Origin of the sequence: Methylotuvimicrobium sp. KM1 (assembly GCF_044788715.1) — a bacterium.
Taxonomy (GTDB): Bacteria; Pseudomonadota; Gammaproteobacteria; order Methylococcales; family Methylomonadaceae; genus Methylotuvimicrobium.
Window position 1 is genome coordinate 4,832,940 of record NZ_CP173170.1, and the last position, 15,350, is coordinate 4,848,289.

The 15,350-nt window shown below is 49.6% G+C and carries 13 protein-coding genes; 11 read left to right on the plus strand and 2 right to left on the minus strand.

Going from position 1 to position 15,350, the window contains the following annotated elements; translation table 11 throughout:
* Window positions 1–167 precede the first annotated feature (167 nt).
* Window positions 168–1,268, plus strand: coding sequence for a hypothetical protein (locus tag ACINK7_RS21060; protein ID WP_404358415.1), 1,101 nt, complete (start codon window positions 168–170; stop codon window positions 1,266–1,268).
* Between the two features lie 305 nt (window positions 1,269–1,573).
* Window positions 1,574–3,034 (plus strand): porin, encoded by a 1,461-nt coding sequence (locus ACINK7_RS21065; protein ID WP_404358417.1) that lies wholly within the window; start codon window positions 1,574–1,576, stop codon window positions 3,032–3,034.
* A 253-nt stretch (window positions 3,035–3,287) separates the two neighbouring features.
* Here the strand turns inward: ACINK7_RS21065 and ACINK7_RS21070 are convergent, their stop codons facing one another.
* Together ACINK7_RS21070 and ACINK7_RS21075 are read right to left on the minus strand one after the other, a co-directional pair.
* Window positions 3,288–3,842, minus strand: a complete 555-nt coding sequence (locus tag ACINK7_RS21070; protein WP_404358419.1) for a chalcone isomerase family protein — start codon at window positions 3,840–3,842, stop codon at window positions 3,288–3,290.
* Entirely contained in the window at window positions 3,815–4,363 is a 549-nt protein-coding gene (locus ACINK7_RS21075) for a nuclear transport factor 2 family protein (protein WP_404358421.1), read from the minus strand. The genes ACINK7_RS21070 and ACINK7_RS21075 overlap by 28 nt, the downstream gene beginning before the upstream one ends.
* A gap of 344 nt (window positions 4,364–4,707) precedes the next feature.
* On the opposite strand from ACINK7_RS21075, the gene ACINK7_RS21080 reads away from it, so the two are divergent.
* From ACINK7_RS21080 to ACINK7_RS21120, 9 genes are all read left to right on the plus strand, one after another.
* Window positions 4,708–5,655, plus strand: a complete 948-nt coding sequence (locus ACINK7_RS21080) for an acyl-CoA desaturase (protein ID WP_404358422.1) — start codon at window positions 4,708–4,710, stop codon at window positions 5,653–5,655.
* The gene (locus ACINK7_RS21085; RefSeq protein WP_404358424.1) at window positions 5,652–6,893 is read left to right on the plus strand and encodes an NAD(P)/FAD-dependent oxidoreductase; all 1,242 of its coding nucleotides are present in this window, start codon (window positions 5,652–5,654) and stop codon (window positions 6,891–6,893) included. The genes ACINK7_RS21080 and ACINK7_RS21085 overlap by 4 nt, the downstream gene beginning before the upstream one ends.
* On the plus strand, window positions 6,890–7,657 hold the full coding sequence (locus tag ACINK7_RS21090) for a DUF1365 domain-containing protein (RefSeq protein WP_404358426.1): 768 nt from the start codon (window positions 6,890–6,892) through the stop codon (window positions 7,655–7,657). Before ACINK7_RS21085 ends, ACINK7_RS21090 begins: the two co-directional genes overlap by 4 nt.
* A 16-nt stretch (window positions 7,658–7,673) precedes the next feature.
* Complete coding sequence (locus tag ACINK7_RS21095; protein WP_404358427.1) at window positions 7,674–8,939, plus strand: class I SAM-dependent methyltransferase; 1,266 nt, start codon at window positions 7,674–7,676, stop codon at window positions 8,937–8,939.
* Window positions 8,926–9,471 carry a DUF2878 domain-containing protein gene (locus ACINK7_RS21100; RefSeq protein WP_404358429.1) on the plus strand — a complete coding sequence of 182 codons (546 nt, stop codon included), beginning with the start codon at window positions 8,926–8,928 and terminating at the stop codon, window positions 9,469–9,471. The genes ACINK7_RS21095 and ACINK7_RS21100 overlap by 14 nt, the downstream gene beginning before the upstream one ends.
* On the plus strand, window positions 9,464–11,293 hold the full coding sequence (locus tag ACINK7_RS21105; RefSeq protein ID WP_404358431.1) for a DUF1295 domain-containing protein: 1,830 nt from the start codon (window positions 9,464–9,466) through the stop codon (window positions 11,291–11,293). Before ACINK7_RS21100 ends, ACINK7_RS21105 begins: the two co-directional genes overlap by 8 nt.
* Window positions 11,290–12,597 (plus strand): sensor histidine kinase, encoded by a 1,308-nt coding sequence (locus ACINK7_RS21110; RefSeq protein WP_404358433.1) that lies wholly within the window; start codon window positions 11,290–11,292, stop codon window positions 12,595–12,597. The genes ACINK7_RS21105 and ACINK7_RS21110 overlap by 4 nt, the downstream gene beginning before the upstream one ends.
* A 239-nt stretch (window positions 12,598–12,836) precedes the next feature.
* On the plus strand, window positions 12,837–13,529 hold the full coding sequence (locus tag ACINK7_RS21115; RefSeq protein WP_404358435.1) for a hypothetical protein: 693 nt from the start codon (window positions 12,837–12,839) through the stop codon (window positions 13,527–13,529).
* 563 nt (window positions 13,530–14,092) lie between these two features.
* Entirely contained in the window at window positions 14,093–15,334 is a 1,242-nt protein-coding gene (locus tag ACINK7_RS21120; RefSeq protein WP_404358436.1) for an acetyl-CoA carboxylase biotin carboxylase subunit family protein, read from the plus strand.
* Window positions 15,335–15,350: the final 16 nt, after the last annotated feature.

The window sequence follows — 15,350 nt, forward strand, 5'->3', positions numbered from 1 at the left end:
TACGGGCTACGTACTTTCAGCCGATTGAGACCAAGTTCCAATTTGTTTTAAATACTGTGGACTGAACAAATACATAGAAAGTCATAATCGGACTAAAACGATATCACCGAAAACAATGGTAACCTAATTGAGCCGCATGGGGCATAACCGATTGTATGAGTCATACTATGAAAAAAATTTTACTAAGCGCTTACCTTGGAATCCTAATTGCCTATTCTGGAAGCCTTAGTGCAAATCAGAAGACCATTCCACTACCGATCGATTACCGCTTAATTCGAAATGTGCTTGTTGAGCAAGTCTACACCGGGACCAATAAGGCGGCCCATTTATGGAAGGATAAAGGCGGCTGTAGTTTGCTCGATATGTTCAATCCTAGAATCGACGGGCAACAAGGCCTCGTTCGAATCGTCAATGACGTACATGCGCGAATCGGCACCGCCATGGGCGGCCAGTGTCTAACCGTGTTGGATTGGACCGGCAAACTCGAGACTTTTCAACGCGCGGTACTGGAGAACGGCGGTACTGTTTTACGCTTTCCGATCGACAAAGCAGTGGCTTACGATCCGGGCGGACAAGCGTTGAGAATCGATCAGTTGCAGGATTTGATCAAGCGTTTTGCCGAACCGAAATTGGCATCGGTTAAACTCGACCTACAAGAAGTACGAGGCGACATCGAAAAAACGCTTTCACCCGTTACGACTCCGGAAAATACGGCGGCGATGCAAGCCCTGTTGAACTCGCTACGATTCAGCGAAGTCACGGCCGGCGAAACCGGTTTAGGCGTAAAAGTCTCATTTCAAGTTCCGCAGGCGAATGCAAGAATAAACAAGCAACCCTCGCCGGTATTCAATGAAAGCGAAATGCAACAATGGAATGTAGCTTGGCAACGCTGGAACGCTTCATTATTTAAAGCGATCGATCGAGCCGCGGACGATAGCGTTTCCGAAGACGTTCGCGATACGCTTCTGGAGACTTTACTTGCGGCTAAATCGGCCTTCCACAAGGGTTTGACGAGCAACGACACGAGTGGCGGCGACCCGGTCCGGATGTTTTTCAACGATTCATGGGATCAAGTTACGCCGGTACTGCGAACGATAGCCAAAGACGTACCCGGAGCCGAGGGCTTGCGCTTTCTGACGTTTATCACTGCAACGGATTTGCTGTACGAACTTGAAGCCATCGGCTCGCCGCTCGGCTTGGACATATCGTCCGACGGATTGCGCCGCTTGGGCCGTATGCTATTGCTTAAGCAGGCCGTAACGAATTAAAGATTCTTCTCCCGACATCCTCGTCAAGCCCATATCTTTTTAGAAATTCCACTACCGGAGTGCCGTTATTTTTATGTATACCCCCTCGTAGATCAAAATTCGGCACCGGGGTGCCCGTCAAAGGACGCCGTGAATACGTCCCTGTAGGCTCTATGCCAGCCCCTCACCTAACGCTAGGTGAGGGGCCGAGCCTCTCGGCTCCTCCTTAGGCACTGCCGAAATTTGAAGTGCGAAAGGTATAATTGTCACAAAATTGTCATAATTTTGTCATAATTCGCATTTTTCTTGCGAACCCAGTGCAATACATGAAAATGCCATCTCGCTACAGGCCCTTGCCACGCGCCATTCCGGCCGTGCTGTTCGGGTTATTTTTGTCCGGAGTCGTTCTAGCCGCTGAACCCAAAGACCCGGAACGTTATATGCAGGAATTGCTGGCCGTTGAAAAGCGACTCGACGCAAAGCTGCAAGTTTTAGATGAAAAGCTAAAACGGCTCGAACAATTAGAAGCGGCGCAAGCCGCCACGGCTAGTCAAACGGAGCATGGGCTACCGAAAAAGGACGTGCAAACTGCGCTTGCCCAAGCCGAAGTTGAGGTCAAGTCGGATGAGCCGAAACCTAAAACCCAGAGCAACCTGCCCTCCGGCGTCAGCTACGGCAAGAACGGCTTTGAATTCAAGACCGATGACGGCAAATTCGCCTTGTCCATCCAAAACCGGATACAAGCACGCTATGCCAATCCTTTCGACAGCGATCCGCGCTCGATCGACGATCTCGATCGCGACCAAAGCACCTTCATGATCCGCCGCGCGCGGACCAAGCTCAGAGGTCATGCTTATTGGCCGTGGTTGAAATACTATTTGCAATACGACTGGTCACAGCCGGTTTTACGAGATTTGAACTTGACCGTGGACAAATATCAATGGGCTAAATTATGGTTCGGTCGCGGTAAGGTTTTGTATAACGACGAACGGGTGACTTCTTCCGGCAATCAGCAATTCGTCAACCGGTCGATCGTCAACGACATCTTCACGGTAGACCGGCAACAAGGGGTACAGATCTTCGGCAATCTCTTTCCCGGCACCTGGCACGATATCAGTTATTATGCCGGCGTCTATACCGGACTCGGCGTCGGCGAGCGTAATAATGACGATAACAACATGATGTATTCCGGCCGTTTGCAGTGGAATACCTTGGGCGGAGAAATGCCGTTTTCCCAATCCGATCTCGAATATCATGAAAAACCGGCCCTCAATTTCGCGTTCGCGGCGGCGACCAATCAAAGCCGATGCACCGCCTTCGAAACCGATAGCCGAAGCTGCCGCGCACTGCCCGGCTTTAGCGTAGGCGAAGACGGCCAATACCGTATCAATCAAATGATGGAAGAAGTCCGTTTCAAATGGCAAGGCTTATCGATTCAACATGAAATGCACTGGAAGGAAGTTATCGATACATTCCAAGCCAAAGGCGCCGGCGAGAGAGAAACGAATCTCATGGGCGGCTTGATACAAGCCGGCTATTTTCCGCATTATATTTTGGCGATCGTTCCGAAGAATCTGGAGTTTGCCGGACGTTATGCCTTTGTCGATCCCAATGTCGATGTCGATAACGACCGACAACAAGAGTTCAGCGGCGTAATGACCTATTTCTTCAACGGTCATGCCAATAAAGTGAATTTTCAAGTCAGTCACTTGATCGTGGAAGACCCGGCGCAGGGAATCAGCCAATCGGATCAGCGATTTTGGTTGCAGTGGGATTTGTCGTTTTAACCTGCGCCCTTGATCGTTCATTATTTATGAACGGTGTTTGTTTCGTTCCCACGTTCTACTTGGGAATGCTTACCTTTAAGCTCTGCTTATCGCCCGTCAGGCGGAGCTTGAAGCTAGACACTCCCAAACAAGCGTTTGGGAGTGAGCAATTTTGGTAGCGCTCCAGGAAATTGGAGCGAGACAAACTGACGAATTTGGATTAACACATATAGAGCTTTTAAGCTCGGCATTCACAAGAGCGTGGCGGCAGATATTACATTTCCGGCGTCAGTAAAGCCTCTTTCAGCGCATTTGAGAACGGGTCTTTGCCGAACCAGATATTGAAATAAGCCAGCCCCTGTTCGGGGTCTTCTAAGGCTCCGAGCAGTTCATTGTTCAGAAAAAGTCTCAAACCGTTATCGGCATCATAAATTAAATCGTAAAAATCGCCTTTATCAATATCCTTATATTGACGGTTGAATCGATCGAAAGCGCTACGCCAGTCCTGATATCGATCGCCTAAATTCGCTTTTAGATATTCCTCGGAAGCCTCACGGAATGCCTTGGCCGGAATCGAGCGCTCGTAAATAAAGCGTAATTGTTTCGGAGAATCGTTGAAAACATCGATCGGGTTTTTGCAATTGTTTAGATAAAGTTCGGCATAACCGACATGAATCCAGCGGAAAGCTTTCAATTCACCCTTACTGCAACGCGGTAGTTCGGCCTGCTGATTATTGATGCTCGAAGATAGTAAGTCTTCGGCGTATACATTGCCGAACGACATAAACCCTAACAAGATCGCTAGTCGTGTAAACCGTTTTTTATCCATTGTAATACTCCTCCGATAATCGGAACCTGTAGAAAAAAGCCTTGCGTGCTGTCCCAGTAGTCTTGATGCAAGACGATTTTGCCATGATCGTCGAAACGCAAATGGCTAAAGCCTATCGTCGTGACATCCTTGCTTCGACCCAATAGCGTGAACCGAGTTCGCATGTTCCAGCGCACAAACGCATCGTCGCCTTGTTCGAATACCGACATAACTTCAATACTGATCGAATCGAGGTTTTTCTGGGTTTGTTCGAGATAACGCTGTAGGGCTTGCCGGTCATGCAAGGTGACAAGCGTATCGTTAAAATACAGTTGCTCGGCATAGGTATTTTCAACCTTACTCTTAATCGGCAACACTTCCAAGTTGTCGTATAACTCGACAAAATGCCTGATTTTAGGATGTTTTCCGGCATTCTGTTCGGCAGAAGCCATCGCTAAATACTCGCGCATCGGATTCGTTTCGACGCTGCTGCAGCCGGTCAGCGCCAGTAATATGCCGAATAATGATGTCATTCGTTTCATTGTCCACTCCGTTATTCAATTTTCTGCAGAGTGTTACCGATCTCCATGCACTATTGTGTGAACAAATCGCACGCAGGCGTTCACATATTTTTCACACGCTTAGTATTCTAATGACCAACATACTCTTAGGATTTCGTGAAAAATAACTTCCTGGAGCTATGAGTCTTGTAGCGGGTTCGGTAACTCGCTTGACAGGACGCCGTGAATACGTCCGTGTAGGCTTGACGGCAGCTTTCCCTGCCGCCGACACCTGTCAATCGAGCAACCGAACCTGCTTACCGCGTATTAAAAATAGGGAAGTTATTTATGACCGAATCCTTAAATGAAAGAGTGAGTTTTATGAGATGACTAAGATGTTTATACAAAACGCATTAACAAAATTTTTCGCCTGGTTCGACAGCAGTAGCGTCGAAACCGGCAATGACGCCAGCGAGGCCGTAGATTGGTTTCGCGTGATTCCGTTCATACTCATGCATGTCGCGTGCCTGTTGGTATTCGTAGTGGGCTGGAGCCCGATCGTGATTGTCGTGGCGCTGTTTTCCTATTTTATTCGGATGTTCGCGATCACGGCATTCTATCATCGCTACTTCTCGCACAAGACATTTCGAACCAGCCGCGTATGCCAGTTTCTTTTCGGTTTGCTCGGTTCGACCGCGACGCAACGCGGCCCAATCTGGTGGGCCTCGCATCACCGCCGTCATCACCGTTATTCCGACACCGATCGCGACATGCACAGCCCGCGCAAAGGCTTCTGGTGGAGCCACATGGGCTGGTTTTTGAGCACCAAGCACTTTGTTACCCGCGAGCAATGGGTGCGCGATCTGATCAAGTTTCCCGAACTGCGCTTCCTGGACCGCTTCGACATCGTGATACCGGTGCTCTATGCAGTCGCCTTGTGGGGTCTGGGTAAATGGCTCGAAATCGCTTTTCCGGAACTCGGTACGACCGGTTGGCAGATGTTGATTTGGGGTTATTTCGTGTCGACGATCGTGCTGATCCATTGCACGCTGTTCATCAATTCGCTGTCGCATGTCTGGGGCAACCAACGTTACAAAACCGGCGACGACAGCCGCAACAACGGTTTTCTGGCACTGATCACGCTCGGCGAAGGCTGGCACAACAATCATCACCATTATCCGGTCTCGGCTCGCCAAGGCTTTTATTGGTGGGAGATCGATATTAGTTATTACTTGCTGAAACTGATGTCTTGGTGCGGTTTGATCTGGGACTTGCAACCGATTCCGGCTTCACGCTTGAATTCGAATCGCTGGGATGAAGGAGAAAAAGCATGAACATCGCGATCGTCGGCAGCGGGATCTCCGGCATTTATGCGGCTCATTATCTGGCCAAGCAGCATGAGGTTACGCTGTATGAAGCCAATACTTATCTGGGCGGACATACCGATACGCACAATATCGTCTTGGACGACCGCCAATTTTCGGTCGATACCGGCTTCATCGTGTTCAACGAACACAACTACATCCATTTCTGCCGCTTTCTGAACGAATTGGGCGTGGCTTCGCAGCCTTCGGACATGAGCTTTAGCGTGGCCGATGCGAAAACCGGCCTTGAGTACAATGCAACGACGATCGACAAATTATTCTGTCAACGCCGCAATCTGTTCAGTCCACGCTTTTACCGGATGATCGCCGATATTTTCCGCTTTTACCGCGAAGCGCCGGCCTTATTGAAAAGCGGCAACGATGCGCTGACCTTGGGCGAGTATTTGCAACAAAACCGTTACAGCGAAGCTTTCATCGAAGATCATATTCTACCAATGGCTTGCGCCTTATGGTCGGGGCCGCCGGAAAGCCTGAAAAACTTTCCGGCACGCTATTTTGTGGCATTCATGAACAATCACCGCATGCTGAAAATCGATGACCGTCCGCTATGGCGCACAGTTAAAGGCGGCTCGTCGACCTATGTCGAAGCATTCAAGCAGCGCTTCGGCGGCGAACTCCGGCTAAATAGTCCGGTACGATCGATCGCACGGGACAATAACGGCGTCACTATCATCGGCGATAGTGGCGAGCGGCGTTTCGACCACGTCGTCATGGCTTGTCACGGCGATCAAACGCTTCAGCTCTTGTCCGATCCGAGTCCGGAAGAGACCGAAATACTCGGTGCGTTCTCATTTCAGGACAACGATACGGTACTGCATACCGATGCGGGGTTGATGCCGAGGCATCCGAAGGCCTGGGCAAGTTGGAATGCGTTGAAACCTGCTGGGGCTCAGGCGAATTGTACTGTGACTTATTATATGAATATGCTGCAAAATCTAGACGCTCCTGAGCCGTTGCTGGTGTCGCTGAATTGCACGGACCGCATTGATCCGTCGAAAATTTTGATGCAGCGGCATTATCGACATCCAGTGTACACGCCGGAAAGCCTGGCCGCGCAAAAAAGACATGCCGATATCAATGGCCATAACCGCACGTTTTATGCAGGCGCCTATTGGGGTTGGGGCTTTCATGAAGACGGCGCGGCCAGTGCGCAGTTGGCGATCGATAAACTGAACGCGCCGTCATGAACGCGCTGCACAGCCGCATCGGCAAAGGTTGGGTGCGCCACCGGCGCCACTTGCCGAAACCGCATGCTTTCCGCTATCCCTTGTTCATGTCGTGGCTCGATCTCGACGAATTAGATCAGGTCATCGATAAAAGCCGTTTTTGGTCGAAGCAACGCTTTAATCTGGTCTCCTATTATCGCGAAGACTATCTCGGGCCTACGGATTCGGATTTGCGAGACGCGGTAAAAGCCCGAATTGAACAACAAACCGGTGAAATGTTTGAAGGACGCATTTGCTTGCTTACGCATCTGAGATACTTAGGCTTTGCATTCAATCCGGTCAGTTTTTATTTTTGTTTTCCGGAAAGCTCGGATCAGCCTCGCTTCATTCTCGCCGAAATTACCAATACACCCTGGGGCGAACGGTTTTGTTATGTCTTGGATACTCGGCAAAGCACGGCCCAAAACGGTAAATGGACCTTCGAGTTCGGCAAAGCTTTTCATGTATCGCCGTTCATGCCGATGGACATCGATTACCGGTGGCGGTTCGCCTTTTCCGGCGATAAGTTGACGATACACATGCAATTGTACCGCCTGGCGCAATGCTGTTTCGATGCTACCCTGCAACTGGACATGCTCGACCCATCCCCGAAAATGATGCGCTCAGTGCCATTGCGATTTCCTTTCATCACTTGCGCCATCGTTTTTAGGATTTATTGGCATGCTTTCCGGCTTTGGCTGAAAGGCATTCCGTTTTATTCGCATCCCGATAAACAAACCGAATGACATCAAGGAGATAAGCATGAATGCCACAACAGCCGAAATAAGCAAGAACCCGGCTAGATTCGATTTGCTGCTGCGCAAAGCGCTGCTGAATAAACTCAGTCATTTGCAAGATTCCCAATTAACGGTGACCGACTCGCTCGGCAAAGTCGTGTTGGGTAGTCCCGGTCAAGATGGGCTCAGCGCCGAGATCGAAGTCTTCGATATGAGTTTTTACCGGCAGATATCGTTAGGCGGCTCGATCGGCGCCGCCGAATCCTATATGGACAAATTATGGCAAACCGACGATTTGACTTCGGTGATCCGAATTTTGGTGCGCAATCGAGACCTGTTAGACAGCATGGAAGGCGGGTTGGCAACCTTAACCAATACTCTGTTGAAATTCTGGCATTTCGCGCGCCGAAACTCCAAGCATGGCTCGCGCAAAAATATCGCCGCGCATTACGATTTGGGTAATGATTTGTTTTCGTTGTTTTTAGACAAGCACGGGATGTATTCGTCGGCAACTTATCACGACTTGGAGCTAAGCCTCGAAGAAGCCTCGACAGCCAAATTGGAGCGTATTTGCCGAAAATTGGATTTAAAGCCCAACGATAATGTCCTCGAAATCGGCACAGGTTGGGGCGGCTTTGCCACTTATGCCGCCAAGCATTACGGCTGCCGCATAACGACTACGACCATCTCGAAAGAACAGTTCGAGGCCGCACGTCAACGCATCGACGATGAAGGAGTCGCCGATCGCGTGACAGTGCTGATGGAGGATTACCGGGATTTGACCGGAGTTTACGACAAGCTGGTGTCGATAGAAATGATCGAAGCGGTTGGACATCATTATCTCGATACTTACCTCAAGCAGTGCGCGAACTTACTAAAACCGAACGGCCTGGCCTTGATTCAGGCGATTACGATCGAAGATCAGCGCTATAAACAGGCTTTGAAGAGTGTCGACTTTATCAAACGCTATATTTTTCCGGGCAGTTTTATTCCGTGCGTCAACGCGATCATCGCCAGCGCGTCGCGGAGCACCGATTTGCGCTTGATCAATTTAGAAGATCAAGGCGAAAGTTATGCACTAACATTAAAAGCCTGGCGCGAACGTTTCATGGCTTCGCTCGATAAGGTTCGGGAACAAGGCTACGACGAACAATTCATCAGGATGTGGGAGTTTTATTTGTGTTATTGCGAAGGCGGCTTTTGGGAAAAATCGATTTCCAACGTGCAATTGCTGCTGGCCAAACCTAGCAATCGCCGCGAACAATGGCTACCTCGTTATGAATCGCAATAACCTCATTAATATGGCTTGGATGCAAGGCTTGTGGTTTGCCGCGGTCTTGTCGGCAGCGTCAAACCAGTATTGGCCGGCACCGGTTATTTTAGTGCTGTTCGGGTTGTGGCATATCCGCCCTGCGATTCATGTGGCCGGCGATTTTCGTTTGGTGCCGGCTGCGTTGGTGCTCGGTATGATTTTGGATAGCGCCTGGATTCGGCTCGGTTGGCTTCAATATGCTTCTCCTTGGCCGAACACCGGTTACGCGCCTTTATGGATTTTGCTGTTGTGGTTTGGCTTGGCGCTAACCTTGAATCATTCTTTGGCTTGGCTTCAGTCGCGTCTTTGGCTGGCCGGACTGCTCGGCGGCATTACATGTCCGTTTTCTTATTGGGCGGCGGCGAGACTCGGTGCGCTCAATATCACTGAAAACTCCGGAGTTTGGATCTTCGGCCTGGCTTTGAGTTGGGCAGCGGCGCTACCGCTTTTGTTATGGATGGCGCGTGTAGTCAGACAAAAAAATCATCCACTGGAGGCGAAACATGTTTAGTTTAATCGTAATTGCGTTACTAAGTACCGTGGCGATGTTAATGGCCTGGGTGTGGCAGCAAAACCATAAGAACGCCGGTATCGTCGATGTGATTTGGTCATTCGGGATGATGTTGGCGGGTCCTTGGTATGCGTTGACGGGAACCGCCCCTCTGTATTTACAGCTCAGCTTAGCTTTACTGACGTTCGCCTGGTTTTTACGATTGGGAAGTCATTTGTCTGCACGGGTATTCGGGGAGCCGGAAGACGGTCGTTACCAAGCGATGCGGGCAGCGATGCGGGATAAGGCCGATAGCGGGTTTTTGCAGTTTTTTTTATTGCAAGCCGGTTTTATCTGGGTGTTGTCTCTTCCGTTTTGGGCGGTCGCGCATACTCGCGACCCTAATTCGGTCATGGTTTTTTGCGCATTACTGGTTGCCTGTTTGGCCTTATGGGGCGAAACCACAGCAGACCGGCAATTGGCCGAATTTCGGAAAAATCCCGATAATCGCGGACTGACGTGCCGAACCGGTTGGTGGCGTTATTCCCGGCATCCGAATTATTTTTTTGAATGGCTGCACTGGTTCGCTTACCCGTTGATGGGTTGGGGCGGCGAATATCAATACTGGCTATGGCTCGCGCCGGTCGTGATGTTTTGCTTTTTGTATTTTTTGACGGGTATCCCCTATACCGAACAACAAGCCTTGCGTTCTCGCGGCGATGATTACCGCCGCTATCAACAAACCACCAGCAAATTTTTGCCATGGTATCCGAAATCGACTTCTCCTTTGCAAAATCGATTTTCTATGTTGAATGCGATCGAACTGGCCGAGCGAGGTTTAATTCCGGACGCATTGATGCGAATCGGTATCCGAAATTTGTTGAGGCAACGTCTTAAAGACGAATGCGCGAATGATGTCGAAAAGCAAAGCTTGCGTTACCTATCGTTGCTACAAACTCTGAGAGAAAGCCCTATCGCGATAGAAACCGATGCGGCCAATCGCCAACATTACGAAGTTCCGGCAGGTTTTTATCGACATGCACTGGGCAAGCATCTGAAATATTCGTCGTGTTACTGGGACGAAACGACTCAAACACTCGATGAAGCCGAAGCGCGTATGCTAAGGCTGACTTGCGAACGGGCAGAATTGGCGGCCGGCCAGCAAATACTCGAGTTGGGTTGCGGCTGGGGTTCGTTGACTTTATGGATGGCCGAGCATTATCCCGGCAGTACAATTACAGCAGTATCGAACTCGAATAGTCAACGCGAATATATCCTCGAACAGGCAGAGCTAAGGGGCTTGCGTAATCTCGATGTAATCACCTGCGACGTGAATCGCTTGTCATTGACTGAGCGGTACGATCGCGTCGTTTCGTTGGAAATGTTCGAACATATGCGCAATTACGAGCATTTAATGAGCAATATCGCCAACTGGTTGAAACCCGGCGGCAAGCTGTTCGTGCATATTTTTTGTCACCGTTATTTAGCTTATCCGTTCGAAACCGAAGGCGATGACAATTGGATGGGACGCTATTTTTTCACCGGCGGATTGATGCCGGCCCGGGACACCCTACTGCATTTTCAAGACCGGCTCAGGATAGAATGCCAATGGGACGTTTCCGGCCAACATTATCAAAAAACGTCCGAAGCCTGGTTGAGCAATATGGACCGGCACCCGTCCGAAATCGATCGGATTTTTGCGGAAACCTACGGGCAAGAACAAGCAGCCGTTTGGCGGCAACGTTGGCGGTTGTTTTTTATGGCCTGTGCCGAATTGTTCGGTTATCGGGGCGGGAACGAATGGTTGGTTACCCACTATCGCTTTATCAGGCCGAGTGAATGATGAGCAAGCAAGGTCTGCAATATAAACTGATTAAGGCTTTTTTACTGCAGATTCTGTTGATCAGTGTTGCGACGCTAATGGGTGTATTTGCCGCCGCTAAAATCGTCGAAGATGTTCTGGTTCGCGAAGCCTTGCAAGGCGAAGCCGATCATTTTTGGGAACGCTACCGGCAAAACCCGAATTTTTCCGCACCCGATACGCTCAATATGAGCGGTTATCTGGCTTCCAACGGCGATTTCTCTAAGGTTCCCGAAGCATTACGACTGCTGCAGCCCGGCTTCGGTCGTGCTTTAATAGATGGACGGCAGCCGATCGTGTATATCGAGGATAATGACGATTCGCGGCTGTATTTAGTCTTCGATGAACAGCAAGTCGCAGCCTTGTCGTTTTATTTCGGTGTCGTGCCGCTGAGCTTGGTGTTGGTGCTGATTTACGTGTTCGCCTGGATGTCCTATCGGCAATCGAGGGATGCTATTTCACCGGTGATTTCACTCGCGCATATCGTCGAAAGTTTCGACTTCAAAAAACAAGGACTCGCCGAACTGGATTTGAGCGAATTTCGACAAACTACCGACAGCGATGTCGCCAAGCTGATCGATGCCTTAGATCACTTTACCGAGCGCTTGGAGTTGTTCATCGAACGCGAACGCAATTTTACGCGTGACGCCAGCCACGAACTCAGAACGCCGCTGGCCGTCATCAAAAGCTCGTTAGCCTTGTTGCATAAGCGCTCGGATTACCAGCCGAACGAACAACGATCGTTGCAAACGATAGAATGTACATTACGCGACATGGAAGGTTTGATCGATACGTTGTTATTACTGGCCCGCGAGGAGTCTTCACCGCTGCCCGAGGATGATGTGTTGATTAACGATCTGCTCAGCAATCTGGTTGAGCAAGTCGGCAGGGCGGTCACCAACGACAAAATCAGTGTCGAAGTCGAACAAAATTGTTTGTTGTCGGTGCCGGCCGCTGAAAAAGTCTTGAGTATCTTATTGACCAATTTACTGCGCAACGCATTTAGCTATACCCAGGCAGGCACGGTTTGCATTACCATCGACGAAAATCGCGTCACAATCGCAGATACCGGCATCGGCATGGAGCAAAAACAACTCAAGCAGGTATTCGAACCCTTCTATCGCGCTCAAGACGGTCAAAACGGCCACGGCTTAGGGTTGACGATCGTCAAGCGGCTTTGCAATCGTTTCGGCTGGAAACTCAAAATTCGCAGTAAACCCGGCGAAGGCACGGCTATATCGGTGGTTTTTCCGAAAGCGCGCCGGGTCGGGGGGAAAAGAAATTAAAAGTTTTTCCTGCTTGCAAAGAATCGCCGGATTAGCAGAGGCGAGCAACGATCAAGAGAAAACCCTCTTGGCCGGGCACTGCCGGGAAACCGGGCGGCAAACAGAGAAAACCAACATCACCCTACTGGGCAGGGAGTGTCTGCCCTACTCATCAAACCTCTGTTTTCGCGCTCGACAATTTTTTACATGCCGAGTAGTATCTTGAAGTTATTGGTTTGTCTTTATTTCAGAGGTGTCTTATGAGTCCCAAAAAACGATTTTTTATCGGCGGGTTCGGGGCACTGATGCCTGTGCTTGTTTCATTACTGGCAATCGATATCGGCGCAATATTCGATGACGAAAGCACTCTCACAACCGGTAATATCATCGGTGTTTTCATTCGCTATATCATATTATTTCTGATCGGCGGGTTTATAGCGTACCTACATGAAGACGAAATAAAGCCGTTCAAGCTATTCGAAATAGGCATTGCCGCACCTGCACTAATTTCTTCATTAATCACCGCGCAAAGTGCGACGGCAACGGCAACAGTCGATACGACCGAAAAGATATCTTGGTCGATCATTGCTTCGGCTTACGCAGCCGACGACTCGAAAGAGTCGAGTTTTGTTTCCGATATATTCAAAGGAATTACCGGATCGATCTACCGAGCTCCAACCGAAAGAAAAACAGAAACACCGCAAAAACCCGTGCCGGAGCCGATCCGCCCTAAGCCTTCTCCTTCAAAGCCTGAGAATGTTCAATCTATCCGACTCAGATCCTTATACAGCCAAGCACGGGATGAGATGGACCGGAGCGAAGCCTTGGCGCTTGAAATTAAGGCGCTGGAATCGGAACTAAAAGCCGCCAAAAGCACCGCTGCCGAACTTGAAAAGCAAATTCGGGAAAAAAATACGCTTCTAGACCTTATAAAACGGGGCTCAGGTAATTGAGTTTATACCGATCGTAGATCAAAATTCGGCACCGGGGTGACCATCAAAGGACGACATTAATACGTCCATGCTGGCTCTATGCCAGCATCCATGCTGATCCCTCTCCTATCGTTAGGTGTGGGACCGATCACCCGGCACCTCCTTAAGGACTGCCGAAATTTAAAGTGCGAAAGGTATAAATAGGAATCTCAGCAAGCAAGCTTCGGACTTCAAGGAAATAGAGTTGTTGATCGACCGATTAACTTGGCAATATGTACATGGGAATCTTTATTACCCAAGACATTATCTTTTTCCACATTATCATTAAATTCCTCAACCGTTTTCTCTGATACCTGGCTTTTAAAGTAACGTTCATGAAGGCCAGGTTATCTCCCCTACAAATGAAAGTTCGAAACGCGTGGGGAGGGTGCGCTGAAAAACACCGAAACTACCGTTCATTAATTTTCAACTCATGCGACAACTATCCTGACACAGGGGGCACAGGTCCTATAGGGGCACCAATTAGTCAAAGTGGAAAAAAAAGAGTAGTGTATAAACGCCAATGAATGCAAAGGCTATCATTTATGAATACGAATCGAAAAGAAAACTTTAATCCCGAAAAAGGTTATGTAGCGCTTCTCGGTTGGAGCATTAACGCGATTGAAGCCGCTGACCGTTTTGACCGACGCTATGTGGTGGTGGCTCCCGATTGGGCCGAGAATTACTGCAAAGAACACGATATTCCCTATATTCCCTGGAACTTTGAGCGGCTTAACGATCGCTCCATGGAAATTGCGCAGACCTTGAAAGACATGGGAGTGGATGTTTCAATTCCGCTGTTCGAGGAAACGGTGGAATGGGCCGGCGCGATCAATTCGGTACTGCTGGATAACCCTCGCCTTTTCGGCCAGGCCATGTTATTGCGCGATAAGGCGCTAATGAAACGGCGCGCTCAACTGGGCGGTATCCGCGTGGGTATTTTCGAGGAGGCACACGATAGAGAGGATGTGGTGCGTTTTCTCAAACGCGTGAACCAAACCCTGCTCAAACTGGATGGTGACCCCAACGACCCCATTCATCTCAAAGCCTTCGACAAGGCCGGTTGTTTGGGGCACAGAGTGATTCGCACGCCCGACGAGGTGGATACCATTCCCGATGAAGAATTCCCCGTGCTCATGGAATCCCACTTGGACGGCTGGGAATTCGCAGTAGAAGCCTGGATTCATAACGGCAAAATTCACTTTTTGAATATTTCCGAGTACGTGACCCTGGGTTATTCGGTGTTTGTTCCCGCCACCCCTGAACTAGAAAAATACCGGGCCCAAATTACCACCCAAATTGAAAAACTGATCAAGGCATTCGATATCGATTTCGGCTTTGTCCATCCTGAGTACTTTGTAACCAACGATGGCGAAATGTACTTCGGAGAGGTGGCCTATCGCCCACCCGGATTCAAGGTATTCGAGCTACTTGAACGGGCCTATGGCTTCAATGCCTATCAGGGCCTGATCTTGTCCTTCGACCCGAAAACCACCGAAGAAGAAATCACGGCATTTTTCCCCAAAGAAGTAGTAGATGCCAAAGGTGTTGCCGGCTGTTTTGGAGTCTATCCACGGCGCCGCGTTGTAAGTAGACTGGAGATCCCCGAGGAGACCGAAGAGCACGAGTATTTCGAGTCTCACGAATTGACACCACCTCTGGAAGAAACCGTGACCAAACGCACCGCCTTTGGCACTCACTGGGGACTGGTCTACTTTTTCGGTCACGATCCTCACGTTATGAGAGACTTATTGAAGCATCAGGAAGACCTCGATTTTTATGTATAATCTGCCTCTACGATTA

Coding starts and splice junctions, on each gene's coding strand:
- ACINK7_RS21060 (WP_404358415.1), top strand. CDS start 168: ATGAAAAAAATTTTACTAAGCGCTTACCTTGGAATCCTAATTGCCTAT.
- ACINK7_RS21065 (WP_404358417.1), top strand. CDS start 1,574: ATGAAAATGCCATCTCGCTACAGGCCCTTGCCACGCGCCATTCCGGCC.
- ACINK7_RS21070 (WP_404358419.1), bottom strand. CDS start 3,842: ATGGATAAAAAACGGTTTACACGACTAGCGATCTTGTTAGGGTTTATG.
- ACINK7_RS21075 (WP_404358421.1), bottom strand. CDS start 4,363: ATGAAACGAATGACATCATTATTCGGCATATTACTGGCGCTGACCGGC.
- ACINK7_RS21080 (WP_404358422.1), top strand. CDS start 4,708: ATGACTAAGATGTTTATACAAAACGCATTAACAAAATTTTTCGCCTGG.
- ACINK7_RS21085 (WP_404358424.1), top strand. CDS start 5,652: ATGAACATCGCGATCGTCGGCAGCGGGATCTCCGGCATTTATGCGGCT.
- ACINK7_RS21090 (WP_404358426.1), top strand. CDS start 6,890: ATGAACGCGCTGCACAGCCGCATCGGCAAAGGTTGGGTGCGCCACCGG.
- ACINK7_RS21095 (WP_404358427.1), top strand. CDS start 7,674: ATGAATGCCACAACAGCCGAAATAAGCAAGAACCCGGCTAGATTCGAT.
- ACINK7_RS21100 (WP_404358429.1), top strand. CDS start 8,926: ATGAATCGCAATAACCTCATTAATATGGCTTGGATGCAAGGCTTGTGG.
- ACINK7_RS21105 (WP_404358431.1), top strand. CDS start 9,464: ATGTTTAGTTTAATCGTAATTGCGTTACTAAGTACCGTGGCGATGTTA.
- ACINK7_RS21110 (WP_404358433.1), top strand. CDS start 11,290: ATGATGAGCAAGCAAGGTCTGCAATATAAACTGATTAAGGCTTTTTTA.
- ACINK7_RS21115 (WP_404358435.1), top strand. CDS start 12,837: ATGAGTCCCAAAAAACGATTTTTTATCGGCGGGTTCGGGGCACTGATG.
- ACINK7_RS21120 (WP_404358436.1), top strand. CDS start 14,093: ATGAATACGAATCGAAAAGAAAACTTTAATCCCGAAAAAGGTTATGTA.